This is a genomic window from Psychrobacter fozii, from assembly GCF_003217155.1.
Classification (GTDB): domain Bacteria; phylum Pseudomonadota; class Gammaproteobacteria; order Pseudomonadales; family Moraxellaceae; genus Psychrobacter; species Psychrobacter fozii.
The window spans coordinates 29,939-56,740 of the sequence record NZ_QJSU01000011.1 but is presented as its reverse complement, the minus strand read 5'-3'; the positions used below and the strand labels follow the sequence as shown (position 1 = coordinate 56,740).

Sequence of the window (26,802 nt, the reverse complement as noted above, 5' to 3'; positions counted from 1 at the left end):
CGCTGATTCTATCAAGCGCTATTTTTATAAAAACTATTCAAACATATCAGTATATGAATGATGCCAACGGCTTAACTATACGTCATGCCAAAAGCTATTTAATCAAATTGCTAATCGTTTTAAAGGCAGGATCTTCGCTGCTACGGCATAGTTCAAACAAAATAGTTTCGACCGTGGTAATCACACCACCTGCTCGGCGGATACGGCGAATGGCTTGCTTTTTATCATAAGGAAAGCGTGACCCAACCGCATCCCCAATAATGACGGGTTGCATACCGTTATCGAGTAAATCGAGTGCGGTTTGCAGCACACAGACATGCGCCTCTACCCCAAATAATAAAACAATGCTTCGATTCTGCTGAGCTAGATAGTGCCATGAGTCATTATTATCGCAAGCACTAAACGTGACCTTCTCAAAGCTTTTGGCATTAGTGCCTTCTAATATTTCACGTATCTCCGGCAATGTATCGCCTAGACCTTTTTTATATTGCTCATTGAGCATGATAGGAACATTCAGCGCTTGGAGACCTTTGATAAGCGTCACTGTTTTTTTGACGATATTCTCGTGGTCATAGATATGCGGGGTAAGACGCTCTTGCACATCAATAATCATGGCCTGCGTGTTTTCGCGAGCGATTCGATAGGTACGATCGGTAATCATAGTAGACATAGCGCACTCCTTGTACAACTGACGTTTATAATTCAAATCCGTTTTAGTTTTATCATGAATATTATCATTGTTGAACCAACTCTTATTTAGTCATACTTTGTTCAGTGCGTCAATGAAGATAAACTTAAATAATCGCTATAAAAAAACCTTAGCTTTTAGAGCTAAGGTTTTTTTATAGCGATTAAGACCATAAATGTGAAAGTTTATCGCTATTTTGCTTTTGTGTTTCTAATTTGGTGCAGTTGGCATCAAGTAGAACTTACTCTTTTGGCGTGTTTCCAGAGTCTTTGCTACCTTCAGCCCATTTCCCTAAGTTATGCGCTTGGCAGCTGTATTTCGCCATTCGCGACGCAGTACTTTCACTATTACCGTTATCCAATGCTTGCTGATAATTTTTCATATAAATACTGTCCGTTGGCTGACAGTTACTGCTTGTGGTAGCACATCCAGCTACTACAAGTATACCCAAAGATAATAATCCCATTCCCAATAAATTTTTCATATTCACTCTAAAAAGTTATAATAATATGATTAAAAACTAATTAATCGATTTTGATCTCAATAAAAAAACTCTGCACGAGTGCAGAGCTTTTATTAGAATCAATTCAATAAATCAACAATTACACACGCTCAATAATAGTCGCAATACCTTGGCCAAGACCGATACACATCGTCGCTAGACCGATTTCAGTATCTGACTGCTCCATTGCGTTTAGCAAGGTAACCGTGATACGGGCACCTGAACATCCTAGTGGATGACCTAATGCAATCGCGCCACCATTGATGTTGACGATGTCTTGCTTGTCCGTCAAGTTCAATGCTTTAAGTACTGACAAGCCTTGAGCTGCGAATGCTTCATTTAGCTCGATGGTTTGCATATCACTGATGCTCATGCCAGCACGTTTAAGTGCTTTTTGAGTCGCAGGTACAGGACCATAACCCATGATAGCGGCATCACAACCAGCCACTGCCATACTACGGATACGGGCACGTGGTTTTAGACCTAGCTCTTTGGCTTTTTGGGCGCTCATCACTAGCATGGCAGAAGCACCGTCAGACAATGCAGATGAGGTAGCAGCCGTTACTGTGCCGCCTTTAGGATCAAAGGCTGGACGTAGCTTTTGCATTTGTTCCATCGTTGCGTCTGGACGAATTACTTCATCAACCGTACACAGTTGCAAACGACCCGCAGCATCATGACCTTCGATACCGATGATTTCATTGTCAAAACGACCTTCGGTAGTCGCAGCCCATGCACGGCGATGTGACTCAAGACCAAACGCGTCTTGCTCTTCGCGAGTGATACCATTCATACGGCCCAGCATCTCAGCGGTCAAGCCCATCATGTTTGAGGCTTTTGCATAATGCTTAGAAGCAGCAGGGTTTAGATCAACACCATGCATCATGCCGACGTGACCCATATGCTCAACACCACCGATGATGAAGACATCACCTTGATTGGTCATGATTTGAGCAGCGGCAGTGTGAAGCGCCTGCATAGAAGAACCACACAGACGGTTGACTGTTTGGCCACCCGCTGTCTTTGGAATACCAGCTAACAGACCGATGTTACGACCGATGTTTAGGCCTTGCTCTAGCGTTTGGTTGACACAACCCCAGATGATGTCTTCAACGTCACGTGGGTCAAAGTCGTTACGCTCGACCAATGCACGTACCAATTCAGCAGACATGCTATCAGCGCGAACGTGGCGGAACATACCGTTTTTCGTTTTACCCATCGCTGAGCGTACGCCATCTACGATGACCACGTCTTTTGGACTTAAAATTGTCATACTATCTTCCTTTTCAATTTTTATTGTCAGTGTAGTCAGCTCAATTTACTACTATTAACTCGTCAATCTCGCTTAAAGTACAATAGGTACATTTGCGCTCGATTTCCTGGTACTAGTATTGAATTGAACCAACTATAATCGTACGTTCACTATTGGAGACGATTCATGTCTCCATTGCTTTCATGCAAAGATAACAAACGTACTGCACTTCATCCTATTAGTGACTGCCTATTACGCTGTTGCGTAAAAGGTCTCGCCCGCTGCTGCCATATCGCGAATCTTTTGCGGGGCTTCATAAGCTTTGCCTAGATATGCGTACTTTTCACACAATGCCAAGTAGTTCTCTAGACCCATTTGGTCAACATAACGGCAAGGGCCACCACGGAATGGTGGGAAACCTACGCCCATGATCATTGCCATGTCGGCCTCGCTTGGTGTGCTCACGATGTTGTCTTCTAAGCAACGCACTGTTTCATTACAGAATGCAATCATGGTGCGGTCAATGATGGCTTGATCGTCAAATTCTTGCTTTTCGCTATCTGTCGTGGTTTTTAGCAGCTCATAAGTGGCTTCGTCAGCGACTTTCTTTGGCTTGCCGCGTTTGTCCATTTCATACTTATAGAAACCAACACCGTTTTTCTGACCTAGGCGTTTGTTTTCATATAAAAGCTCAATAGCACCTTTATAATCAGGCTTCATGCGATCAGGGAAACCTTCTGCCATGACTTCTGCGCCATGAACACCAGTATCTAGACCGACGACGTCGATTAGATATGCAGGACCCATTGGCCAGCCGAATTTTTCCATAACTTTATCAACATGAGCAAAGTCAGCACCTTGTTTAAGTAGCAAGTCAAACGCGCCAAAGTATGGGAACAGAACACGGTTAACTAAGAAACCTGGGCAGTCATTTACAACTACTGGCACTTTACCCATTTTAGTTGCAAGAGCAACGGTAGTCGCAACGGCTTCTTCAGATGATTTCTTACCGCGGATAACTTCAACCAATGGCATACGATGTACTGGGTTGAAGAAATGCATACCAACGAAGTTTTCTGGACGTTCAAGCGCTTCTGCTAGGAACGTAATAGAGATGGTTGAGGTGTTTGACGCTAGGATACAATCGTCTTTAACCAAGCCTTCTACTTCTTTTAGAACCGCACGCTTCACGTTTGGATTTTCGACTACCGCTTCGATAACGATATCAGTTTCAGCAAAGTCGCCATAGTTAAGCGTTGGACGGATACGGCTTAAGGTTTCGCCCATTTTTGCTGGGGTCATTTTGCCGCGATCGACCATTTTACCAAGTAACTTGCTGGCTTCACCCATACCAAGGTCTAATTGCTCAGACTTGATGTCTTTCATGATGATTGGCAAGCCTTTGCTGGCTGCTTGATAGGCAATACCGCCACCCATGATACCAGCGCCTAGTACAGCGGCTTCATTGATTTCATGTGCTTTTTTGCTGTGTTGCTTCGCTAACTTCTTAACCAACTGATCGTTTAAGAATAGACCAACCAAGCTCTCTGCTTGTGGGGTTTTAGCCGCTTTTGCAAAACCAGCGGCTTCTACTTCGATTGCTTTGTCACGTGGTAAATTAACGTGCTTCTCAATCGCTGCGATTGCTAGCGCTGGTGCTGGGTACTGCTTAGGATTGGCTTTGGCAAAGATCATACCTTTGGCACTGTTGAATGCCATGGCTTGCTCAAGCTGATTTAGCTTAACAGGAACCAGTTTTTCTTCACGTTTTGCTTTCCAATCAAGCTCACCTGAGATACATTTTTTGACCAAGTCAATTGCCGCATCTTGCAAGTCATCAGCAGGAACCGTTGCATCAACCAAGCCTAGCTTTAGTGCTGCTAGTGCTTTTTTAGGAGCGCCAGTCGCGATAAGCTCAAGTGCATTGTCGATACCAATGATACGCGTACTACGAACCGTACCACCAAAACCTGGGAAGATGCCCAATTGGGTTTCTGGTAGACCGATAATCGCTTTATCGCTCATGACACGATATTCACAAACCAAGGTCATCTCACAACCGCCGCCCATTGCAGCACCATTAATGGCAGCTACTTTTGGAAACGGCAGGTCTTCAAAACGATTGAAAGCGTCATTGACATGAACGACCCAATCTTTGATCTCGCTTTCTGACTTCTTGAAAGAACCCACGAATTCTGTGATGTCAGCACCAGCGATAAACACGCCTTTGGCTGAAGTAACGATAAGACCTTTTACGTCGTCCGCTTTTTCTAGCGCACTAACTGCTTCACCAAACTGCTTATTGGTCTCAGCATCAAATTTGTTCACGCTCTCATTTTCGGCGTTGTACTGCATATTGGCGATGCCATCCTCTAGCATTGTCACCGTGATGCGATTTCCTTGGTATACCATGTGGAACTCCTTTCTATTGTAATAAAAACGATGTAATAAAATTTATGACTTATAAAGTTTATAACTTATAAAGCTACTTTTTAGACTGTAAAAAATAGCCGGTTATTGTTAGTAAAGTAAGTAATAGCACTGATTGGTCTGTATTCTCATCATGACAGACAAAAATAACGTCATCATGACAAACAACATGGCAGATTAACCAGTGAAGATGTCTTTATTATCTAGCGCTTATCATTATGTATTTATGGCTATATTGTTTCTTTAACACAAATAAATACGGCGCTTCATTTATATAATTTCTTTCAAGGTGCTACTGCTGCAAGTATTGATGTTATAAATACTGACTGTGATTTGGTTTTATATGGGTTGTCCGCTTAGATACAGGTATAAAACCCATGTTTTCATCATCAGACTATCTCTACGCCAATTAGTGTAGGGGATTATGACCCTCACTGTCACAAGCTAATACCATACTCGCAAGTCACTCTTAAATCACCTGTAAGCATTTACCTTATGCGCAAAGTGCTTTAGTGAATGATTGTATACTCAAATCAAGCGTGGCACTGTCAGGCTTTGAGTAAATATTGTCTTGCAGCGCATAAATAATAGCAGCAACCATCAAACATACGCCTTTATCACAACACATTCAATCCATCAGTGAAATCAATGACACGTAACGAGAGATTGTTAGAATATTATGGTCGCGAAAAACAGTCGCGAAAAACAATCGATTGATACTTTGTCACACACAAGCCATGCGCGCTATCATGCTACACTAATGTCGTTTTTACCTTATCCCTGATAATTTTTACTGCATTCCTATAAACTGCATCCCTATAAATGGTTGGATTATGACTGTTTCTTCTACGCTACACCCTACTCCTTTTGGCTTTATCTCGTTTGATAACAATGAACAATTTCATAGCACAGTGCGCGAGCAATTGGCGCAAGATATCGACGTGCTGTTTGCTTATGCCGAGCTGCCAAATCCGCTAATTGATGCCTGCCGTTATGTGATGACTGGACAAGGCAAATTGGTACGCCCACTGTTGGTCGCCAGTGCCTTCTCTAGTATCACGGCGAATAATGACAACAGTCTTAAACAGACAGATATTAAGCAAGAAAGCTCTGAACAAGATGACAGTCTGGATGCACTACTAGAAAGCAACGCTGACTATGATATGGCGCGCCGTGCAGCGCTAGCGGTAGAGCTGCTACATACCTATTCGTTGGTACATGATGACTTGCCCTGTATGGACGATGACGAGCTGCGCCGTGGTCAGCCGACTGCTCATATTGTCTTTAATGAAGCGACCGCGCTATTAGCAGGGGATGTGCTACAAACGCTCGCCTTTGAAGTACTGACCGCAGAGCTGCCTACCTTTGCGCCATTTGATACGGCTATCGCAAGCCAGCTCATGGCGATATTTACGCCACGTGCCAGACGTATGGTTTCCGGTCAAATGCTAGATCTCAATGCCGAGGCCAGTGACAGCATCTCACAAACTGATTTGGAAGCCATTCACCGTGACAAAACGGGTGCATTGATTGAAGCGGCCATGCTCATGGGTGGTGTCTGTGCTGGCGCGACCGCTCCTCAGCGTATGGCACTACAAGAGTGCGCTCAGCATATTGGTCTGGCCTTTCAAGTTCAGGACGATATATTAGATGTGACGACTAGCACGGATACGCTTGGCAAGCCTGCCGGTAGCGATGAAAAACTGGACAAGTCTACCTATGTAAAATTCATGGGCGTTGAGAAGGCGACTGACTATGCGCAATCGCTGTTTAATGACGGACGCGCAGCCATTATGCGTGAACTAAGTAGTGGTGAATTGAGTAGTGAAAACGAAAAAACAAATACAGACGCACTATTGGCATTGATTGAGTGGCTATGGTCGCGTAAGAAATAGTTTAGCGAATAACCGAAGACAAAAAATATCGTAGCAAACTTTATTAACCAAAACGGCAGTGAGTGGTCAACATGGACAGTAACCCTACCCCGCGTATTTACCTTGGCACTGGCGGCTATAGCGATACTGACATGCTCGGTACGCTGTATCCTACTGGCACCAAAAAGACGGACTTTTTACGTGAGTATGCCAAGCAATATGGTGCGGTGGAGATTAACAGCACGTTCTACGCACCTATCGGGCAAAAAGCCTTCGCGGGTATGGTTAATAAAGCCTACGTACAAACGGACAGTCAGTTAAAATTTGCTGTCAAACTGCATCAGGACTTCACTCATGCACGCAAAGGCACAAGCGAGCACGCACAGGCATTTTTGAACGCCTTATCGCCGCTTATCGAAGCAAATGCTTTAGCACCTTTACTATTACAGTTTCCGCATGGCTTTGATCGTACTCGCGAGCATCGCCTCTATCTGGCCAATCTTGTCAGTTGGTTTCAAGACTATCCACTCACCATTGAGTTTCGTCATAACGCTTGGCACACGCCGCAAGTGGTCGATAGCTTTCGGCAGCAAGGTCTAATTTGGTGTAGCGTTGATTATCCTAAGGTGAATGGCCTACCACCATCACGATTGATATTCACTGAACGCACTGGCTATCTGCGCATGCATGGTAATAACCTGAACTGGTGGGACGCTATGAGTGCAGCTGACCGTCATGATTATCGCTATAGCGAGGCGGAGATGCAGGACTGGGCGCAAGCGATTGCCAATCAACGTCAGCATTTCGATACGTTATACATCTTCTTTCAAAACACCACTAAAGCACATGCTTATTATAATATTGTGATGCTGCGTGAGGCATTATCCGCTCACCATTTTGAGATTTTTTAAACAAGAAACCATACAAGTAGATAACCATGGATTCACTCAGTCAGATTGTTTTAGGCGCTAGTGTGCAAGGTGCGGTACTGGGTAAATACCAAGGGCGCAAAGCTTATCTATACGGAGCCATGCTGGGCACGTTGCCCGATTTGGATGTACTAATACATTATCCTGACCCCATCAGTAATATGACCTATCACCGTGGTTTTAGTCATTCGCTAATCGTCCTGACGGCAGTAGGTATCGTGGGCGCGTGGGCAATCAGTCGCTATCATGCATGGCGCAACATGCCACTGCCTTACTCTACTGCGCGCTTGGCAACGGCCATGACGCTAGCGCTCACGACCCATCCAATTTTAGACAGCTTCACGGTCTATGGCACGCAATTGTTGTGGCCGCTACAAGAGTCTTTATCGCTGACGCCTTTTAGTATTGCGTCGATGTTTATCATCGATCCGCTATATACGTTGCCACTGCTCATCGCCATGATCGTAGGGCTGACACAAGGACGCAAGCTTGGTATTTTTAAAACTGGTGTATTAGTCCACTGTCAACGGCTTGCTATTTGGATGCTGGTCATCAGTAGTGGGTATTTGATGCTTTCATTAGGGCTAAAATATTACGCGCAAGACAAAGCTGAGCAAACGTTAGCAGCTGCCAAAATAGACAATATAGCTCGTATCAAAACCATGCCTGTGCTACCTACTATCCTGATGTGGCGTACGGTCGCTGAAGACGATCAAAATAGATTGATTGAAATACGTGGTAGCGTTTTAGACAGTCGCTTGCCTGAGTATCGCTATCTGACGCAGTATGATAACTCGCAGATGCTACGTGCAAACCTACCAACAGCGAGCCAGCCCTATGCGCACAGGCTGGATTGGTTCTCTGGTGATTGGACAGGCTACCGAACTCAAACAATGCTTGATGACGCTGTTGAACCTCACAAACAAGACGTCCAGTTGGTCGTTGATGACCTACGTATGATGGCAGGCGACACTGCGTTCTTTAGTTTTGTATTGGCTAATAAAACAGGACAACAGTCGCCATGGCAATCTGTTACGCCTATAGATGCACCCATTGTCAAAGTTGATAGCGAACCTGAAGTATCGCGTATTGAATTGGTGAAACAAGGGTTTGTGAGAGTGTTCGATGAGTCGGTCGTGGATAACGATGGTGGTTGGGTTTTGGTTGATGAGGATTAGTGCTAACCAAGAATAAAACATATGCTTATTACAAGATCTCGATGTTAAAGGAAGCGCTAGGTAGTGTTGGGTTTGAGGTGCCGAATATTGGTAGGTTGCCTTAAAGCACATACTTATTATAATATTTCGATATTAAGGGAAGCGTTGGGTAGGTTTGAGATGTTGTAGTGCTGATCTATTTTTATCAAATTTTCGCAGTAAACATAGCTTAAGTTGATTAATACTTTTCAACTCTAATTAATTATAAATAAGATGTTACGCTGTAATAACATTATCATAATACATCGGATGTTACTTCATATGAACAAGTGCCCAAATAAAGAAGTATTTGAATCATTATCTTCTACATTTGACCGTCTAGAGGAAGCCGCATGGTTTATTCGACTAATGGAAGAAAATTACCATTTCGCTGATAGGTTCAGATGGTCTCTATCCTCATTTCTCAAATCTCTTAAAGAGATTATGCAGCTGTTAACGATGGAACTGCAAAAAGATAAAATAACTTCTGCATTTGTAAAACAAAAAAAGACTGCACTTTCTTCGGATCCGCTAATTAGTTATTTATATAGACAACGAGATATAGTTGTTCATAAATCTATGCTTCAACCCGCTAGTACAGGCAGTGTTGGTTTTACGAGAGGTAAAGGTATGAAGTTAGGAATTGGAATGCCAATAGATCCTCTTAGTGATAGTGAAGAAGCAGTAAAAAGATATATCTACATTGCTGCGAAAGATGAAGACTTTCTTGGGATTCTTTACCAGGAAGATGATGGAAGTGGTGAATATACTTGCGTTGAGCGCCACTGGCGACTATCAGAATTTCCAGATATAGAGCTTACTCAACTGGCGGCCACTGCATGGGAAAAAGTAGCCCAAGCTCTTTTCGACGTAGCTGGTACGATGGGCGCTAAGCTGATAGAGCCTACATTTGAACTTGGAAACCCAAATGAAGTACGTTTCGAGTTATATAAACCAGAATGGATAAAAGAGCAGTTCAATTATTACAAAGAAAAGATTAGCGAAAATAATATATAAAAAGACAAAATAGCGCTTATGAAATCGTATCATTTTTTTGTGAGTACCGATTAAAAATCAACTTGCTATTTACTTTTAGTAAATAGTTTAAACCTCAAAAAAACTCTTTTATTAACGTCCTTTTTTCTTATCCAAACCCTTAACAGCTAAAGAATACTTTTCAACGCCAACCTCTTAACCTTTATGCTTTGCATCTGCGTAGACACAATGGATAAATTTATCTAAAAATAAGCCTACAGAACCGCTCTACTCATTATCTTTGCACACTGGTAACGTCTATACCGTCAATTAAGCATTATCAGTCAAAGTGCAATACAAGCACTCTGATATTTATTACCTATAATAGAGAGAATAATAATGACAACACTAACTAATAAAGTCGCGATTGTAACCGGTTCATCAAAAGGTATCGGCGCACAGATAGCCATATTGCTAGCATCAGCAGGGGCTAAAACCGTCATAAATTATGCAAACGATGACGCAGCAGCCAATGATATCGTCAACCAGATTAAATCAGCAGGCGGTGAAGCCATCGCTGTGCAAGCAGATGTCAGTAATACCAAGCAAGTCGAAGCGATGTTTGATGCCACTATTGATGCCTTTGGTAAGCCAGATATCTTGGTAAATAGTGCAGGCGTGATTATCTGCAAGCCTATCGCAGAGACGACCGATGAAGACTTTGACCGTATATTTGCTATCAATGTAAAAGGCACGTTTAATACATTGCGTGAGGCAGCAACTAAACTCAATGACGGTGGCCGTATCGTCAATCTCTCAAGTACGACCACTCGCATGATGCTGCCCACTTATGGCACCTATTGTGCGACCAAAGGTGCGGTAGATCAGCTAACCAGAATCTTCTCTAAAGAAGTTGGCACGCGAGGAATCACTGTCAATGCAGTGTCTCCCGGCCCTACCGATACTGAGCTGTTCCACGAAGGCAAAGCAGATGACACGGTAGAAAGCCTAGCTAGCATGTCACCGTTTAACCGTATCGGTGAACCAGTAGATATCGCCCGTGTAGTGGCATTTTTGGTGAGTGAAGAAGCCGCTTGGGTCACAGGGCAAAATATTGGTGCTAACGGCGGTATAGCGTAATATCGTTGTTCTACTAAGAACTATCGAGCCAAAAAAAGGACACCTCGCGGTGTCCTTTTTTATTAATCAAATACTTAGCTATTGAATATTATGCTTCAACGCCAGCGTCTTGACCTTTATATTTTGCATTTGCGTAGTCCCAGTTCACTAGCTTGTCTAGGAACGTGTCAACATAGTCAGGACGACGGTTACGGTAATCAACATAGTACGCATGTTCCCATACATCACAAGTCAATACCGCTACTTGGCCGTTCGCTAATGGTGTACCAGCGTTAGGGGTTTTAGCGATAGACAGTTTGCCACCGACTTTATCAGCCACTAGCCATGCCCAGCCTGAACCAAACTGAGTCAATGCTGCATTTTTGAACTCTTCACGGAACTTGTCATAGCTACCGAAATCTTCTTCGATTTTTGCTTTTAGATCACCAGTAGGTTCGCCGCCGCCGTTCGTTGGCGTCATGCAGTTCCAGTAGAACGTGTGGTTCCATACTTGAGCTGCTTGGTTGAACATACCTTGCTTGCTGTCATCGTTAGCAGTTGCTAGGATGATTTCTGGCAAAGTTTTGTCTTCTAGACCAGAACCTGGTAGCAAATCGTTAAGCTTGGTCACGTATGCATTATGATGCTTGTCGTGATGATACTCTAGCGTCTCGGCACTGATATGTGGCTCTAGTGCGTCTTTTGCATATGGTAGTTCTGGCAATGTAATGTTTGACATAGTTATTTTATCCTTGCTGTTTAGCCGTTAGTTTATAAAACTGATTATAGAAACTGAATTTTACGCTATTTTTACACCGCAAAAAACACTATAAAATAGCGGACTAAATTGGCTGAGTTTATTGTTTGAAACGAATATTATTGCTTGATACACGGTACTGCTCAATACAATATCACGTATTATTATGAATCCAAAATGAACCTAGCGGTTACTGCTTGCTATTATTCTCTGCTTAAAAGCCAAGTGTTTGACTTCATAAGCATTTATTAATTAAATATTCAAAAGTTACAGGATAATACTCGCTGTAGCTTGGCGAGTATTATAGCAACAATGGCCAAAAGTATCAGTTACCAAATGTTATAGACCGTACAATCAGTATAGCCATTAGCTATGTGTCAGCGGATAGCCCAGCGGATAGCCCAAGCTACCTCACAGACATCAATGACTACTGCAAATATGACGGTTAGCTAGATTTATAGACATAGTAAAAGACACTAAAAATAAAAGCTAGATTAACCAAACTCTACGTAATTATTTAACGGAAAGACACTATGACCAACACAAGCATCATCGACACTCCCCTACACGCGACACAATCAGCACCAAGTACCCAATGGGTGCTAGCCAGTAATAACAAAGGCAAGTTGGCTGAGTTTAAACGGTTATTCGCTGAGGCCAATCTAGAGGTGACAATCATCCCGCAAGGTCAGCTCGATATCGAAGACGCCATCGAAGACGGCTTGAGCTTTGTAGAAAACGCCATTATCAAAGCGCGTCATGCTAGCCGTATCAGCGGACTGCCTGCTATCGCTGACGACTCAGGACTGTGTGTGCCTGCACTCGGTAATGCACCGGGGATTTACTCTGCTCGCTATGCTGGTGAGCATGGTAACGATAGTAAAAATAATGCCAAGCTCATCGCTGACTTGCAGCCTATTCGTACTGAGCACGCGAGCGAGCCTATTAAAGGGTTATTTGTTTGTGTACTGGCGATGGTGCGCCATGCTGATGATCCATTACCAATCATCGCTCAAGGATTATGGCATGGCGAGATTTCAGAGACAGCGCATGGTGATGGTGGCTTTGGTTATGACCCATTGTTTTGGTTACCTGACTTACAAGCCAGTGCAGCCAGCTTGAGCGCTGCTGATAAAAACAGTATCAGTCATCGCGGTCAGGCCATTCAACAGCTATTGGCGCAACTGCCTTTATAAGTGCTCCCATAAAGGCAAGCAACATAAGGAAACATGACACCAAACAGATAATTTTTACTTTAATAATCAGATAGATTATACTGTTCTACTTTTAAAAATTTTGTCGAAAACCGTTATATGTCTGTATAATTCACCAAAAAGCGTTATTATGCGGTGCATTAACGGTTTATTATTGATATTTGATAGCATTTACAACCTCAGCAGTTTTATATTTTGTGCTGGCAGCGATTGCTACTGACACTGATATGGACGTTGCGGGCTATCATTGTCCCCTATTTATTCCAACGGCAATCCGTTGTACACGCCCGTATTTTGAGGCTCGGTTTGTCTATTACCATTTAATCCTAAGTACTGCTTAATTTTAAGTACTATCTAATCCTAAAGGTGTAATTAACATGGCTACAGATTTACAAGTCACAACCAACAAGCTATCTAACAAAGAAACCCAATTGACAGTTAAAGTACCTGTTGAAAAAATTCAAAACAAAGTCGAAGGCCGTATTCGCCAAGTTGCGAAAACTGCCAAGATTGACGGTTTCCGTAAAGGTAACGTCCCTATGTCACACATCCGCTCTCAGTACGGTGCTGGCATTCAACAAGAAGTTATCAACGATGTGATCCGTGATACTGTGTTTGAAGCGATCAAATCTGAAGACATCCGCGCTGTTGGCATGCCTAACATCGACGACGTAAAACTTGAAGATGACTTCTTGGTATATCAAGCGACTGTTGAAATCTTCCCAGAAGTAGACGTACAAGGTATCGATGAGATCGAAGTTGAGCGTCATACTGCCAAGGTTGATGAAGCTGACGTTGACACCATGATCGAAAACCTACAAAAGCAACGTGAAGAATTCGTTGAGAAAAAAGGCATGGCTGCGAAAGACAACCAAGTGACTTTTGACTTTGAAGGTTCTATCGACGGCGAAAAATTCGAAGGCGGCTCTGCTGAAGACTTCAAATTGGTTATCGGTAGCAACCAAATGATTCCTGGCTTTGAAGCGGGTATCAAAGGCATGAAAGCTGGCGACGAAAAAATCATCGAAGTAACTTTCCCAGAAGATTACCAAGCTGAAAACTTAGCAGGTAAAGAAGCTCAGTTCAAAATCAACGTAAAACTGGTTGAAAAATCTAAGCTACCTGAAATCGACGACGCGTTCCTTGAGCTATTCGGCGTAAAAGAAGGCGGTGTTGAAAAACTAAAAGACGACGTACGCAAAAACATGGAACGCGAAATCAAAAACGCTGCGCGTAGCCAAGTTAAGCAAGCGACTTTTGACGCATTGCTAGAAAAGAACGAGTTTGACGTACCAAACGCTATGCTAGAGCAAGAAATCGAGCGTCAACGCAACATGATGATGCAACGTTTTTCTCAGCAGTTCGGCGCGAATGCTGATAGCTTCGATAAAGACATGCTACCAAACGAGCTATTTGAAGAGCAAGCGCTACGTGCTGCCCGTCTTGGCATCATCGTTGCTCGTGTTATCGATACCAAAGGCTTAGAAGTAGATCAAGCACGCGTTGAGACATTCATCAAAGAAGCGGCTGAAAACTACGAAGATCCAGCAGAAGTGATCGAGTACTACACCACTGATAAGCAACAGCGCGCTAACATTGAGTCTGTTGTACTAGAAGACCAAGTGGTTGATTATCTAATCGAGCAAGGCAAAGTAACTGACAAAGAAGTTAGCTACCAAGACTTGCTAGCTGCTCAGCAACAACAGCAGCAAGCCATGTAGTCTAGACTGAGCGCTATCTGTTTTAGTTAGATAGCGCTCATGTTCTTAGCTCACAAAATACGGCCCCGATCATCGATTGGGGCCGTATTTTTATGGGTAAATATAATGAACTCAGTGAATAGCTAAATCATGTAATAGAAACTGATACTCTATAGTTGATTCAATTTAAAAGAGAGTCGAGGCAACCGAGTGCAGATATATATGTGATACTTCAAGCGAGGTTAACGCTGTAGCTATTCTATAGAGGATTGACTATATTTAGGTTAAAACAGGAATAAACACTGCTCCTAAACCTAGCACCACCAACCCACGTTGGAACCAAAAATGACCACCCAAGCGCTGTTGCAACTGCTGATTGATCACCATACCAACCGCATAGAGTCCTAACATAGACATCATCATACCGGCATAAAAACCTAACTGACCTGATACGCCGATCTGTGCTGGCAATTCCATCGCATGTGCCATACCGTGAAATACTGCCAAGCCGCCAAAAGTCATACTCAGCAATGGTACGTCACTTGTAGTTGCCGTGCTCGCTACTGACGTATTTAATGATGCAGCTTTTCCGCGCCATTGACCCAGTAACACGAATGCCAATACCGCAACTGACAACAGTATCGCCATCTCAACCATGCCAGCGGCCGAACCAAACGCACCACCACCTACCAAAGCACTGACTGTGGCTAAGACCGCGCCCAACGATAGCCCTCCTGCCAATGACATCATGCCCAAGCGCTGCTTTTGTAACCCGTAGAACAACATGCCCATACCGACTGCCAAAAACAAATGATCAAAGCCAGTCAGCGGATGCATCAGCCCTGCTTGCAAAGTACCTAACAGCGATGATGTGTGCGTAGCCGTTGAATGAATATGTCCTGCATGTGCCTGTGCCAATGACGGTAGCATCAATGAGGTCATCATCACCGTTGAGCCACCCGCTATATTACGAGCGGATAGAGCCTGTGAAAAATGCGTCTTTGTTATAGTTTTTGTATTGGTAGAGGCTGTCATGGGAGTGCTCCTTAATATTAATAATTTGGTTGTTCGTAGCTTGTAAGTCATAGTTCGCGAGCTTCTATTAACTAAGCAAGCATGCCTTGCTCTTTGATAAAGGCGATAATTTCATTCAGTCCATCCCCTGTTTTCATGTTGCTAAATATAAATGGCTTATCACCGCGCATTTTTTTGGCATCTCTTGCCATGACTTCTAACGAAGCCCCTACCATAGGCGCAAGATCAGTCTTATTAATAATTAATAGATCAGACTTGGTAATTCCCGGCCCACCTTTTCGAGGTATCTTATCGCCTGCTGAAACATCAATAACGTATAGTGTCAAATCAGACAGCTCTGGGCTAAACGTCGCCGCCAAATTATCACCACCTGACTCGATGATAATCATCTCTAAATCTTCGAAAGTTGCTTGCAGCTCGGCAATAGCAGTCAGATTAATAGACGCATCTTCGCGGATAGCCGTATGCGGACAGCCACCTGTTTCTACACCGCGAATACGCTCAGCAGGCATGGCATCATTACGGGTCAAAAACTCTGAATCTTCTTTGGTATAGATATCGTTGGTCACTACTGCCATATTGACCGTGTCGCGCATGTTTTGGCACAAACGCAACGTCAACGCGGTCTTACCACTACCAACAGGCCCACCAATGCCAAGGCGTAGGCACGATAATCCAGATGGCTGATTTTGGCGGTCGTTATCAGTCTGTAAGTCTGATATAGATTGAGAGTTTTTTGGTTTGAGCGGGGTTAGAGACATATTGAATTCCTAAAGCAGTTTGTATATTAATAAGTATAAATAGAAATAAAGGTACAATTATGAGCGGAATAATCGACTGTATTGCTCCTCATGCATACTTGAGAGGATAGCCAAATTGGGCAAGTTATTCGATATATTGAGTATTTCATAGAGGTCTTGGCATAGTTGCTGACAGTCTTGCTCTTCAAGCGAATCTGACGATACCATTAATGTATCAAAAGCATGCTGTATGTTAGTGCTAACGGCATCAATCTGCGCCGCCAACTCACTCTGTAATTGCCACAGGATACGCTGACCTGCCATCTGTCCTAACGGTACTGTCTTGACCGCAGCCAATACCATGTTTTCTAGTTGGGCGAAGCCATACGTGGTCATTGACTGTGCCAATGGTAGCTGCCAGTGCTGTGCAATATGAGCAAAAAGTGGCAAGTATCCGTCTTCAGGTATCTCAGCAGGTATACCGAGGCTAAGTACTTCATTGAGCCAAGATACCATTGCTTGAGCCAGTTGCTGAGACTCAAGCACAAACTCTTTACTCTCTAAGCCAGCATGATAATCGTGTGCTAGATTTGCAGCTAGCGTGTCATTACCTTGACCAAGTGCGAGCATTATTAGCCCTAATACGGGTAACTCGTAGCCGATAACAGCAAGCGCTAAATAGTCCTGCATAAATACCAGCGTACTGGCTTCGTCAGAGACCACGCCTGACTCAATCGCTGACTCAACACCTTGCGAATACGTATAACTACCAATGGGTAAGTTGCTCGATGCCAGCATCAGCAGCTGTCCAAGTTGGTCCGGCTGAGCAGACTGTGTACTGGTCACTTTGACTGCCCTACAGTCTCATGATGATGGCTGTGTTCGTGGCTATGGCTGTGTTCGTGCTTATTACTGTGCGAATGGCTATGTGAATCACTACTTGAATCCGCATGAGCATGTGAGTGAGAATGACCATGCGAGTGCCCTTGCCCTGACTGATATGCCCCTGTTTCAGGTTCAAACGGTACCGAAGCACCTTCAACCCGCAATCCAAGACGCTCTAACATTTGCGCAAGCACATGGTCGTTTTCAAAATATAACGCATAGCCTGCATCACCGTGGTCAAAACTATGGTCAAACATCAGTGGCACGTGCCGATTGCCTAAATGATAGGCGCCTTTCATCAACGTAAAAACATCATCAGCGGTGACTTTGGTGACGACCTGAGGTTTAGCGATGACTTGTATTAACTCACCTTCCTCATTGATTAGCACATCATTACCTTTGAGAGTACCTGTCCGAGGCAAGTCTACACCAACGCTCTCACCTGCAACCGTAGTGGCTTTAAATCGAGAATGCTGGCGAGTATCAAAATCTAACAGTAGATAGTCATTGGTTTGATGCTGTTTTGCTAATTGTGTTTTTTGAGCGTCATTTGGGGCATTTAAACGGGTATTAAATATCTTCATCATTATTATACTCTGGCTGTTGTTGCTCAAACGGTTAAGGCGTAAAACTCACAATATTTAGAATAATAAAATACTTGGAATAACAAAGTGTTTAGAGTAAAAAGTGTTTAGAGTAAAAAGTGCTTAGAATAAAAAGTAGCGCTGCGCCATGGGTAAGACATCGACAGGCTCGCAGGTTAGCATCTCGCCATCGGCACGCACTTCATAAGTCTCAGGGTTAATATCCATATCCGGACAGTAGCTATTAAAGCGCATGTCGCTTTTGCGAATATGACGAATACCATGTACTGGCTCGATAACTTTAGTCAAGCCAAGCTGCTTATCCACTTGTTTATCGATGGCAGCCTGTGACATAAAGGTAATGCTGGTTTGGGCAACCGATTTTGGATAAGTGGCAAACATAGGACGATAATGTACGGGTTGCGGGGTAGGAATAGAGGCATTAATATCGCCCATCGGCACAGCAGCGATAAGGCCACCTTTGATGATGCATTCAGGCTTTACCCCAAAAAATTTGGGCGACCATAACACCATATCGGCCCATTTTCCCTCTTCGATAGAGCCAACCATATCGCTGATACCATGAGTAATCGCAGGGTTGATGGTGTATTTTGCGATATAGCGTTTGATACGAAAATTATCGTTATCCTCACTGCGGTCGTAGTCCGTCAGCGTGATGAACTGCTGCTTATCCTCTATGGTTGCTGTTGCGTCTGGGGCAAGATGTCCGCGTTGCACTTTCATTTTGTGCGCAGTCTGCCACGTACGAATAACCACTTCGCCCACCCGCCCCATGGCTTGCGAGTCACTACTCATCATCGAAATCGCGCCCAAATCATGCAAGATATCTTCTGCGGCGATGGTCTCTTGGCGAATACGACTTTCTGCAAAAGCCACATCTTCAGCGATAGCAGGGCTCAAATGATGACAGACCATCAGCATATCGAGATGCTCGTCAATAGTATTGACGGTATAAGGGCGCGTTGGATTGGTCGAAGATGGCAAAACATGCGACTCGCCAATGGCTTTCAGAATATCAGGGGCATGTCCACCACCTGCCCCTTCAGTGTGAAAAGTATGGATACAGCGATTCTTGAACGCTGCTAATGTACTCTCGAGATAACCACTTTCATTTAAAGTATCGGTATGGATCGCCACTTGCACATCATACTCTTCAGCGACACTCAAACAGTTATCAATGGCTTGCGGAGTAGTACCCCAATCTTCATGTAGCTTTAGCCCTACGGCACCTGCTTCGATTTGTTCTGCAATAGGTTCTGGTACACTCACATTTCCTTTGCCCAGTAATCCGATATTCATAGGAATACTATCGGTAGATTTTAGCATTGAAGCAATATGATAAGCCCCTGGTGTACAGGTAGTCGCGAGCGTACCCTGTGCAGGCCCTGTACCACCACCAAGCATTGTGGTCACGCCTGACATAAGCGCTGTCTCACACTGCTGTGGTGCAATAAAATGAATATGGCTATCGACACCGCCTGCTGTCAGGATTTTGCCTTCACCAGAAATGATTTCGGTAGCACCGCCAATCGCAATATCGATGGCAGGCTGGATATCAGGGTTGCCCGCTTTGCCAATGCCGCTAATTCGACCATCCTTAATGCCGATATCTGCTTTGTAGATGCCCGTATAATCCATGACCAACGCATTGGTAATGACCGTATCGGCAACGTCAGCACCCAATAACTGCCCTTGCCCCATACCATCACGGATGACTTTACCGCCACCAAATTTAACTTCTTCGCCTTTTATCTCAATAGGTTTGCTAGCACGTGCACCACCCTCTAGTACCGCTACTTGATCGTTATCGGTACTCAATTGGCTCGTTAAATCAGCCTCAACCTGTAACCATAATTCGGTGTCGGCTAGGCGAACCTTGTCACCTGTTGTCGGACCAAAATGCTCAGCATAAATATGCCGACTCACTTTTTTCTGCGAGGTAACTGGCGGGTTTTCAGTATCTCTGTTATCTGATGCTGTGTCTGAGCTCGCGGCGCCCATCACACGCCCAGCAAAGCCATAAACTTCCTGCTTGCCAGCGTATGCTACCAACTCCACTTCACGTGACTGCCCCGGCTCAAAGCGTACTGCTGTACCAGGGATAATATTCAGGCGATAGCCACGCGTCTGCTCTCTCTCGAAACTCAAGGCATCATTGACCTCATAGAAGTGATAATGTGAGCCTATTTGGATGGGGCGATCGCCCGTATTAGCGACACTGATGGTCTGTACCTGCCGTCCTTGGTTTAAGATGATATCGCCATCTTGGATATGGTATTCGCCTGCTTGCATAAGAGTCGCCTTATTTTATAATTATCAGTTTAATAAGATAGTCGATTCAATTTAAAAGTAGTACAAGGCAACCGAGCGTAGATGTATATCTAATACTTCAAGCGAGGGTAACGCAGTAATAATTTTATAGAGGAATGACTATATGCCGTACTACACGATGGGATTATGTACCGTAACCAGCTTGGTGCCATCAGGGAACGTCGCCTCGATTTGCACTTCATCTACCATCTCCGCCACACCTTCCATCACATCATCAGCTGACAGATAGGTAGCGCCTTCACTCATTAATTCGGCAACTCTTTTGCCATCTCTTGCGCCTTCCATCAGTAGCATGCTGATATAAGCGATGGCTTCGGGATAGTTCAGTTTTACACCTCGGTTTTTGCGGCGTTCAGCCACCATGCCAGCCGTGAATAGCATGAGCTTGTCTTTTTCTGTCGGGGTCAAATGCATGGGACTTCCTTATTGTATTTATAATGTTCTGTATCACAGAGTAGCGTATTTCAAACGTTTAATGCCTTAACCAAAATAACGATTATATTTTTTTATATCAGAGTAACTTCATAACAAATTAAGTAGAATACAGCACCAAATCACGTGTCCCAGATCCGTGGACGACACGGCTCAAGTTGCCACCAGTGCTTACGTAAGACTTCTCTCAGCTGATAAAACGCTTCAAAGCAGCCACGCACATCTGTGCCTATATAGCGGATATTAATCGCTTGATAATTATGGGTGCAATAGACAGGTAGATCCGCTTCAGCGATTGCTTGCCGTAAAGTCAGTATCGTACTGTCCAAATAACGGGTTAGTGCTTGCTTGGTCGTCGCTTGCGCAGTCTCTGTCGTTTCTCGTGCTTTTGATGAGGATAAAGGCTTTTGATGTACGTCACTTAAACTTGGTACTGCCCAAAACGACCCATAGATATGCTGCCCTGCTAGCCCTAAACGCGATGTAAACCAGCGGCTTTGTGCTGACTGTGCCACACGTTCAGCAACGATGACTTTGCTTTCACGGTAGATATTCAAGCCTGTATGGTAATACCCTTGCAAAAACTGTTCATCATAGGCCTGCCGCCCAAAGACACTAATCTCCCATGTCAGTAAGCTAGATGAGTCCGTTAAATCAAAACGACTCGTCGCATGCATGTTGGCTTCGTTATAAATAATACTCTCTTGCGGCAGCCATTCTAGGCGAGCATCTCTGTCTAATGTGGCGTATACCTTTTGGCTAGCATATTCAGCCATGTCGTTTGGCACTGAGCTTATGTGGTTAGTATCATTACTATGCACACTGCCCTGATTCACTGGCATGGTGTTATCACAAGCGCTTTGTGTGGGCGACTGTCGATGCGAGGTTTTGCTTTTTTGGCTGACACTATCTTTGCCATACCACTTACCCGCCCCCGGTGTCGTAATGACAGCGTGACTATCGCTATCTAAACGCAGATCTATCGTCAACGTGTCACCACCTGCGATACCTGCTGGCGGATATAGCATTAAGATATGACAAATACCCTGCTGCACACGCGGCTCAGGGTATAAAGGGCGCTGTACCATCAAGGCGCCAGTATGCTTACGATGATAAAGCCGAGTTTTTGACTCAGCTGTGGCTATACCTTTGATAGTATTCGTACGTTTTACGCTGTCAAAATCTAACGCTAAAGAAGAGGCCCAGCTCATTTTATATACTCATCTACTAATTAGGGCGTGTTGAATATCAAATATAACACACGATTGTGATACTAAGAGGTCGAGCATTAAGCCGATCATACAAAACCCGGTGGTATAGTCATTCCACTATAAAAGAGAAAGCAACGATGCCAACAGTCAAAATGCCAAAAGCTTATGCAGCTGACTACACCAAACAACGACGTCACTCCATATATACAATCATTATGCCAACTTACTGATACTGGCTATCAGAGCAAGCAGTCGATACTATGCAAATGAATGATATTGCTTAGTTTTTGAGCACTGAAGTTTTTGGTCATATTGTCCACCTCACTTTCACGATGTCTCAAATAGATATCAATCATTCTTATTTTTTTAGCAGGCGCTAATTTGCACCAAAATTGTACAATTTACTATCACAAATGCACCAATTTTTATCATCATACTTCCTTTTAATGTAGCACCATATTCATAAATAATGAGTCACCTGTACTCCATACAGAGGTAGTCTGTCTACTATCTTTATGGAGGGTTTATAGGCAAGCCCCTTGATAAATGTATACAAACACCTTATTAATAGGGAGTCATTTATTATTTTTCACATTAAAAAGTTACTATTGCCCCGATAAAAAAGTTACCATTAGCTCAATTATTTTTAGCGACATCTAGATCGTAGCATTGCATCTAGTTAGTGTTAACAACAAGCGGTAGTATTTATCATGATAAGCACCCATAAAATCTTAACCGTTCGCTAATCCCAATCCCTTTATTTTATGTACTTATAAACAGGACATCTTTATGACAGATTATGATCGCATCACTGCCAACCCGCATTTTGATATGCTGATGAGTGCGCACAACGACATGCAATATACCCAAAGTGCACCTCAAGCTGCATTAGTGCCTATGGTGGTTGAACAATCATCACGCGGTGAACGCTCGTTTGATATTTTTTCACGTCTATTACGTGAGCGCGTTATCTTTTTGACCGGTCAAGTCGAAGATAATATGGCCAATCTCATCGTCGCACAGTTACTATTCTTAGAAGCTGAAAACCCTGACAAAGATATCCATCTATATATCAACTCACCAGGCGGTTCAGTGAGTGCTGGTTTGGCTATTTTTGACACGATGAATTTCATCAAGCCTGAAGTATCAACCATCTGTATGGGCGGTGCTTATAGCATGGGCTCATTCTTGTTGGCAGCTGGCCAAAAAGGCAAGCGTTATTCACTCGCCAATGCTCGCGTTATGATTCACCAGCCTTCAGGTGGCGCGCAAGGTCAAGCAACAGATATCGAAATTAATGCTCGTGAAATCCTGAAAACACGTGCACGTTTGAACAAAATATTGGCTGAGCGTACAGGTCAACCAGTAGAAAAAATCGAAAAAGACGTTGAGCGTGATTATTGGTTGGATGCAGACGAAGCAAAAGAATACGGTTTGGTTGACGAAGTATTAGAGCGCCGCCCTACTTCTTTATAATTAGCATATAACAGCCTTGATAAACATCAACTGCCTGAGCGCGATGCGTTTTGGCATTGATGCAAACAATCAAAATATTTGTAAGTTTTAAAATTTTAGGAGCGCCTTTTATGGCAGAAGACAATACCCCGCAGTGCTCGTTTTGTGGCAAAGCCAAAAGCGATGTGCAGCAGCTGATTGCCGCTGACGATGCCAATATCTGTAATGAATGCATTGAGCTATGTACCGATCTAATCGCTGACAGTGCCGAAGACGGCGATGATGACAACGAAATCGATACCTCTTGGGTCAATAAAAAACTACCAACGCCAAAAGAGCTACGTGCCAAACTTGATGAATATGTCATCGGTCAAGACGCTGCTAAGAAAGCATTGGCAGTTGCCGTTTATAACCATTATAAGCGTCTAAAAGTTAGCCAAACATTGGCCAATGACAGTAAAAAATCTAAGATTGGTGCTGATGATGCGATGGTTGAACTGGCGAAAAGTAACATCTTGCTCATAGGCCCAACAGGTTCAGGTAAGACATTACTGGCGCAAACATTAGCGCGTCTGCTTGATGTACCTTTTGCTATGGCTGATGCCACGACGTTGACTGAAGCAGGTTATGTCGGTGAAGACGTTGAAAACATCGTGCAGAAGTTACTTCAAGCATCTGACTATGATGTGGCCAAAGCTGAGCAAGGCATCATCTATATCGATGAAATCGACAAAATCAGTAAAAAAGGCGACAATCCATCGATTACCCGTGATGTGTCAGGCGAAGGCGTGCAGCAAGCATTGCTCAAGCTTATCGAAGGCACCGTGGCTGCTATTCCGCCACATGGCGGTCGCAAGCATCCACAGCAAGAGCTGATCCAAGTCGATACCAGCAACATCCTTATCATCGTTGGTGGTGCATTTGCTGGTCTTGATGCGGTCATTCAGCAACGTACTGAAAAAGGCGGTATCGGTTTCAACGCGGATGTCAGCTCAAAAGATGATAGCCGTCGCAGCTCAGATTTGCTACAGCAAGTTGAGCCAGAAGATTTGATCAAGTTTGGTCTGATCCCTGAGCTGATTGGTCGTCTGCCTGTACTTGCTGCACTACAAGAGCTTGATGAAGAAGCATTGGTACAAATCCTGACTGAACCTAAGAACGCACTGGTAAAACAGTATAAGTACTTGTTCGATATGGAAGGTGCTGAGATTAACTTTACTCAAGAAGCACTTGATGCCATCGCCAAAAAAGCCATGGAGCGTAAAACGGGTGCCCGTGGTCTGCGTTCTATCGTAGAGAATGCATTGCTTGAAACCATGTATGAGCTGCCTTCTATGGAAAATGCTAAGACCGTCATGGTTGATGCAGACGTCATCAATGAAGGCAAAACGCCTGAAATCTCTTAAGGTGTCTTTGAGTTAATATCGCTAGTTATACTTAATTAGCTATTAATACAAAAAAGCGTCTGGCAAATTTTGCTAGACGCTTTTTTTATTTCTTCTTATTAGTAATACTACACCCAAAAAGAAAAACTTATTCTGTGAATACAGCTAATACACAGTATATGTAAAACATACAAAAACCTATGTTATTTTGATTCTTGGTGACAGTATTAGTTATCAACTAACGATAAGAAGTTTCTAAACTATAGCCTTCCGACTTCATACAATAACCAATTAACTGCTTTGCTTTTGGTTGTGAAAGGTCTTTAGCATTAACTTCTACTCGACAGTGCCCAATTTGATCTGTGACGCTTTGTTTAGTTGCACCTTCTTTATGCCAATGAGTATAAGGCTTAGGAGTACTAGCACATGCAGATAAAATAAGAGTGGTAACAGTAATAACAATTAGTTTGTTGAAGCTATTCATATTTTTCAGATTCCAAAAATAATAATTTAAACAAAAGTTCGAGTACAATTAATATTATAATGATATAACTACAAAACAGCAACCTTGTAGCAATATAAAACTTAAGAGACTTTAATATTCACTTCGCTAGTTAGCATTTCGATTTGAATAAAGAAAATTGAAAAAGTCGTATATTTAAACAAAAATTCATGTGCATAAAGTGCGGAAGCTTTTTTTTGAACCACTAAGGCAGTTTCATATCACCATCTAACAACCAACCCATACGGCGCATCATGTAAGCAACCATGCCAGCAATGACAGCAGGTAATACAAACATCAATAAAATAATTGCTGTCCATAATTGACCCGTACTCATGATCTCTTGTGATGCTTCAATGACCCCAAACACACCGACTAAACCAGCAGTACCCATACCTGCCCCTGTAGCAGTACAGGCAAGCCCGAACCCTACTGTAGCGATAGGACCAACGATAGCACTGGCGATAACGGCTGGCAGTAGAATCAATGGCTTTTTTAGCACATTGGGGATTTGCAACATACTAGTGCCCAACCCCTGAGATATCACACCACTTACACCGTTGTCTTTGAAACTGGCAACCGCAAAGCCAATCATATGTGCTGCACAGCCAACTACTGCCGCACCGCCAGCCACACCGCCCAGCCCAATAGCAATACAAATAGCTGCACTTGAAGTGGGCATGGTCAGCAAGATACCGACCACGACTGCAATGACGACACCCATTAATAGAGGCTGCAACTCAGTGGCTGCTTGAATACCTTGACCAATAGCCGCGACAGCAGCAACGATAGGTGGATTCAGTAGCGCACAAACGGCTAATGCGACGGCACAGACCAATAAAGGAATTAACAAAATATCCAACTTAGTCTTGCCAGCGACCCAAGTACCAGCACGATAAGCAAATACAGAGGTCAAATATGCTCCTATCGGATTACCAGGCAATGCCACAAATGTCGCAGGCCCGCCTGCTTGCGGGGTAAAAAGCGTACCTGCCATCAAAGCTTCAGAATGTGCGCCTAGCATACCTGCTACCAAGCAACTTAGCATGACAAGCGTTGGTGCTTTTAGGTAGTAGGCAATGCCTACGCCGATACCCGCCCCCATCAATATTGATGCTAGCTTACCGACGGCAACTAATGCAGGCAAATCTAACCAGCCACCAATTTGTGAAATGATAAGACCCGCTATCAATGTGACAAAGAGACCTAGAGCCATACCAGTAAAAGCATCGATAAAATACTTCTGAAAAAAATATTTGATGGCGCCAGTAGATGCAGGTGTTGAGTCAGATACAGTCATAGCCATACTCGTTGAGGAAGTAATGATAAGATATAATAAAACCACAAAGTAAAATAGCGTTACTAAAAATAAGAGACAAAAAAAGCGTCATTACGACGCTTTTTTTATAAATAAACCATTAAAACTAGGGCGTGTCCTCATTTTAAAAATGGTGATAAAAACGAGATAAATCGCAGTCAAACAAGGAAAATAGCGCAGATAATATCGAGATATTAGTCAGCTATTTGACGCTGTTTGGCAAGATTTAGCCATTTTTAACCCATTTAGATGACTATCGATTGAATT

General features: G+C 43.5%; 23 protein-coding genes. 9 read left to right on the top strand and 14 right to left on the bottom strand.

Annotation, left to right across the window (positions count from 1 at the left end; translation table 11 throughout):
- Nucleotides 1-94: 94 nt before the first annotated feature.
- From DFP82_RS13125 to fadB, 4 genes are all read right to left on the bottom strand, one after another.
- A complete protein-coding gene (locus tag DFP82_RS13125) occupies nucleotides 95-670 on the bottom strand; it encodes an isochorismatase family protein (RefSeq protein WP_110924173.1) in 576 nt (191 codons plus the stop codon).
- Nucleotides 671-929: 259 nt separating this feature from the next.
- Nucleotides 930-1,172 (bottom strand): hypothetical protein, encoded by a 243-nt coding sequence (locus DFP82_RS13120; protein WP_110924172.1) that lies wholly within the window; start codon nucleotides 1,170-1,172, stop codon nucleotides 930-932.
- 118 nt (nucleotides 1,173-1,290) lie between these two features.
- The gene (gene fadA, locus DFP82_RS13115) at nucleotides 1,291-2,463 is read right to left on the bottom strand and encodes an acetyl-CoA C-acyltransferase FadA (protein WP_110924171.1); all 1,173 of its coding nucleotides are present in this window, start codon (nucleotides 2,461-2,463) and stop codon (nucleotides 1,291-1,293) included.
- A gap of 231 nt (nucleotides 2,464-2,694) precedes the next feature.
- Complete coding sequence (gene fadB / locus DFP82_RS13110) at nucleotides 2,695-4,854, bottom strand: fatty acid oxidation complex subunit alpha FadB (protein ID WP_110924170.1); 2,160 nt, start codon at nucleotides 4,852-4,854, stop codon at nucleotides 2,695-2,697.
- Nucleotides 4,855-5,705: 851 nt separating this feature from the next.
- Here fadB and DFP82_RS13105 point away from each other — a divergent pair.
- The 5 genes from DFP82_RS13105 (at nucleotide 5,706) to DFP82_RS13085 (ending at nucleotide 10,986) form a co-directional block, all read left to right on the top strand.
- Nucleotides 5,706-6,767, top strand: a complete 1,062-nt coding sequence (locus DFP82_RS13105) for a polyprenyl synthetase family protein (RefSeq protein WP_110924169.1) — start codon at nucleotides 5,706-5,708, stop codon at nucleotides 6,765-6,767.
- Nucleotides 6,768-6,838: 71 nt separating this feature from the next.
- Nucleotides 6,839-7,657 carry a DUF72 domain-containing protein gene (locus DFP82_RS13100; protein WP_110924168.1) on the top strand — a complete coding sequence of 273 codons (819 nt, stop codon included), beginning with the start codon at nucleotides 6,839-6,841 and terminating at the stop codon, nucleotides 7,655-7,657.
- A 26-nt stretch (nucleotides 7,658-7,683) separates the two neighbouring features.
- A complete protein-coding gene (locus DFP82_RS13095) occupies nucleotides 7,684-8,853 on the top strand; it encodes a metal-dependent hydrolase (RefSeq protein WP_110924167.1) in 1,170 nt (389 codons plus the stop codon).
- A gap of 300 nt (nucleotides 8,854-9,153) precedes the next feature.
- Nucleotides 9,154-9,888 (top strand): hypothetical protein, encoded by a 735-nt coding sequence (locus DFP82_RS13090; protein WP_110924166.1) that lies wholly within the window; start codon nucleotides 9,154-9,156, stop codon nucleotides 9,886-9,888.
- 357 nt (nucleotides 9,889-10,245) lie between these two features.
- The gene (locus tag DFP82_RS13085) at nucleotides 10,246-10,986 is read left to right on the top strand and encodes an SDR family oxidoreductase (RefSeq protein WP_110924165.1); all 741 of its coding nucleotides are present in this window, start codon (nucleotides 10,246-10,248) and stop codon (nucleotides 10,984-10,986) included.
- An 88-nt stretch (nucleotides 10,987-11,074) separates the two neighbouring features.
- Here DFP82_RS13085 and DFP82_RS13080 read toward each other — a convergent pair whose 3' ends face one another.
- Nucleotides 11,075-11,704 carry a superoxide dismutase gene (locus DFP82_RS13080; RefSeq protein ID WP_110924164.1) on the bottom strand — a complete coding sequence of 210 codons (630 nt, stop codon included), beginning with the start codon at nucleotides 11,702-11,704 and terminating at the stop codon, nucleotides 11,075-11,077.
- A gap of 551 nt (nucleotides 11,705-12,255) precedes the next feature.
- Between DFP82_RS13080 and rdgB the strand changes: the two genes are divergently transcribed.
- Nucleotides 12,256-12,918 carry an RdgB/HAM1 family non-canonical purine NTP pyrophosphatase gene (rdgB, locus tag DFP82_RS13075; protein ID WP_110924163.1) on the top strand — a complete coding sequence of 221 codons (663 nt, stop codon included), beginning with the start codon at nucleotides 12,256-12,258 and terminating at the stop codon, nucleotides 12,916-12,918.
- Nucleotides 12,919-13,313: 395 nt separating this feature from the next.
- Complete coding sequence (gene tig, locus DFP82_RS13070; RefSeq protein WP_110924162.1) at nucleotides 13,314-14,657, top strand: trigger factor; 1,344 nt, start codon at nucleotides 13,314-13,316, stop codon at nucleotides 14,655-14,657.
- A 258-nt stretch (nucleotides 14,658-14,915) separates the two neighbouring features.
- On the opposite strand, the gene DFP82_RS13065 is transcribed toward tig, so the two are convergent.
- From DFP82_RS13065 to DFP82_RS13035, 7 genes are all read right to left on the bottom strand, one after another.
- Nucleotides 14,916-15,671: a HupE/UreJ family protein gene (locus DFP82_RS13065; RefSeq protein ID WP_181416325.1), complete on the bottom strand. Its 756-nt coding sequence runs from the start codon at nucleotides 15,669-15,671 to the stop codon at nucleotides 14,916-14,918.
- Between the two features lie 71 nt (nucleotides 15,672-15,742).
- Entirely contained in the window at nucleotides 15,743-16,432 is a 690-nt protein-coding gene (ureG, locus tag DFP82_RS13060; protein ID WP_110924160.1) for an urease accessory protein UreG, read from the bottom strand.
- 57 nt (nucleotides 16,433-16,489) lie between these two features.
- On the bottom strand, nucleotides 16,490-17,257 hold the full coding sequence (locus DFP82_RS13055) for an urease accessory protein UreF (RefSeq protein WP_110924159.1): 768 nt from the start codon (nucleotides 17,255-17,257) through the stop codon (nucleotides 16,490-16,492).
- A complete protein-coding gene (ureE, locus tag DFP82_RS13050; RefSeq protein WP_110924212.1) occupies nucleotides 17,254-17,880 on the bottom strand; it encodes an urease accessory protein UreE in 627 nt (208 codons plus the stop codon). Before ureE ends, DFP82_RS13055 begins: the two co-directional genes overlap by 4 nt.
- Nucleotides 17,881-18,003: 123 nt before the next feature.
- Nucleotides 18,004-20,193, bottom strand: a complete 2,190-nt coding sequence (gene ureC / locus DFP82_RS13045; protein WP_110924158.1) for an urease subunit alpha — start codon at nucleotides 20,191-20,193, stop codon at nucleotides 18,004-18,006.
- Between the two features lie 150 nt (nucleotides 20,194-20,343).
- Nucleotides 20,344-20,646: an urease subunit gamma gene (gene ureA / locus DFP82_RS13040; protein ID WP_057761815.1), complete on the bottom strand. Its 303-nt coding sequence runs from the start codon at nucleotides 20,644-20,646 to the stop codon at nucleotides 20,344-20,346.
- Between the two features lie 140 nt (nucleotides 20,647-20,786).
- The gene (locus tag DFP82_RS13035; RefSeq protein ID WP_110924157.1) at nucleotides 20,787-21,875 is read right to left on the bottom strand and encodes an urease accessory protein UreD; all 1,089 of its coding nucleotides are present in this window, start codon (nucleotides 21,873-21,875) and stop codon (nucleotides 20,787-20,789) included.
- Nucleotides 21,876-22,730: 855 nt separating this feature from the next.
- Here DFP82_RS13035 and clpP point away from each other — a divergent pair.
- Both clpP and clpX read left to right on the top strand, forming a co-directional pair.
- Nucleotides 22,731-23,351: an ATP-dependent Clp endopeptidase proteolytic subunit ClpP gene (gene clpP / locus DFP82_RS13030; protein WP_197102574.1), complete on the top strand. Its 621-nt coding sequence runs from the start codon at nucleotides 22,731-22,733 to the stop codon at nucleotides 23,349-23,351.
- Between the two features lie 110 nt (nucleotides 23,352-23,461).
- The gene (gene clpX, locus DFP82_RS13025) at nucleotides 23,462-24,736 is read left to right on the top strand and encodes an ATP-dependent protease ATP-binding subunit ClpX (RefSeq protein WP_110924156.1); all 1,275 of its coding nucleotides are present in this window, start codon (nucleotides 23,462-23,464) and stop codon (nucleotides 24,734-24,736) included.
- 217 nt (nucleotides 24,737-24,953) lie between these two features.
- On the opposite strand, the gene DFP82_RS13020 is transcribed toward clpX, so the two are convergent.
- Together DFP82_RS13020 and DFP82_RS13015 are read right to left on the bottom strand one after the other, a co-directional pair.
- Nucleotides 24,954-25,199, bottom strand: a complete 246-nt coding sequence (locus DFP82_RS13020; RefSeq protein WP_110924155.1) for a hypothetical protein — start codon at nucleotides 25,197-25,199, stop codon at nucleotides 24,954-24,956.
- A 223-nt stretch (nucleotides 25,200-25,422) separates the two neighbouring features.
- Entirely contained in the window at nucleotides 25,423-26,517 is a 1,095-nt protein-coding gene (locus tag DFP82_RS13015) for a PTS sugar transporter subunit IIC (RefSeq protein WP_110924154.1), read from the bottom strand.
- Nucleotides 26,518-26,802: the final 285 nt, after the last annotated feature.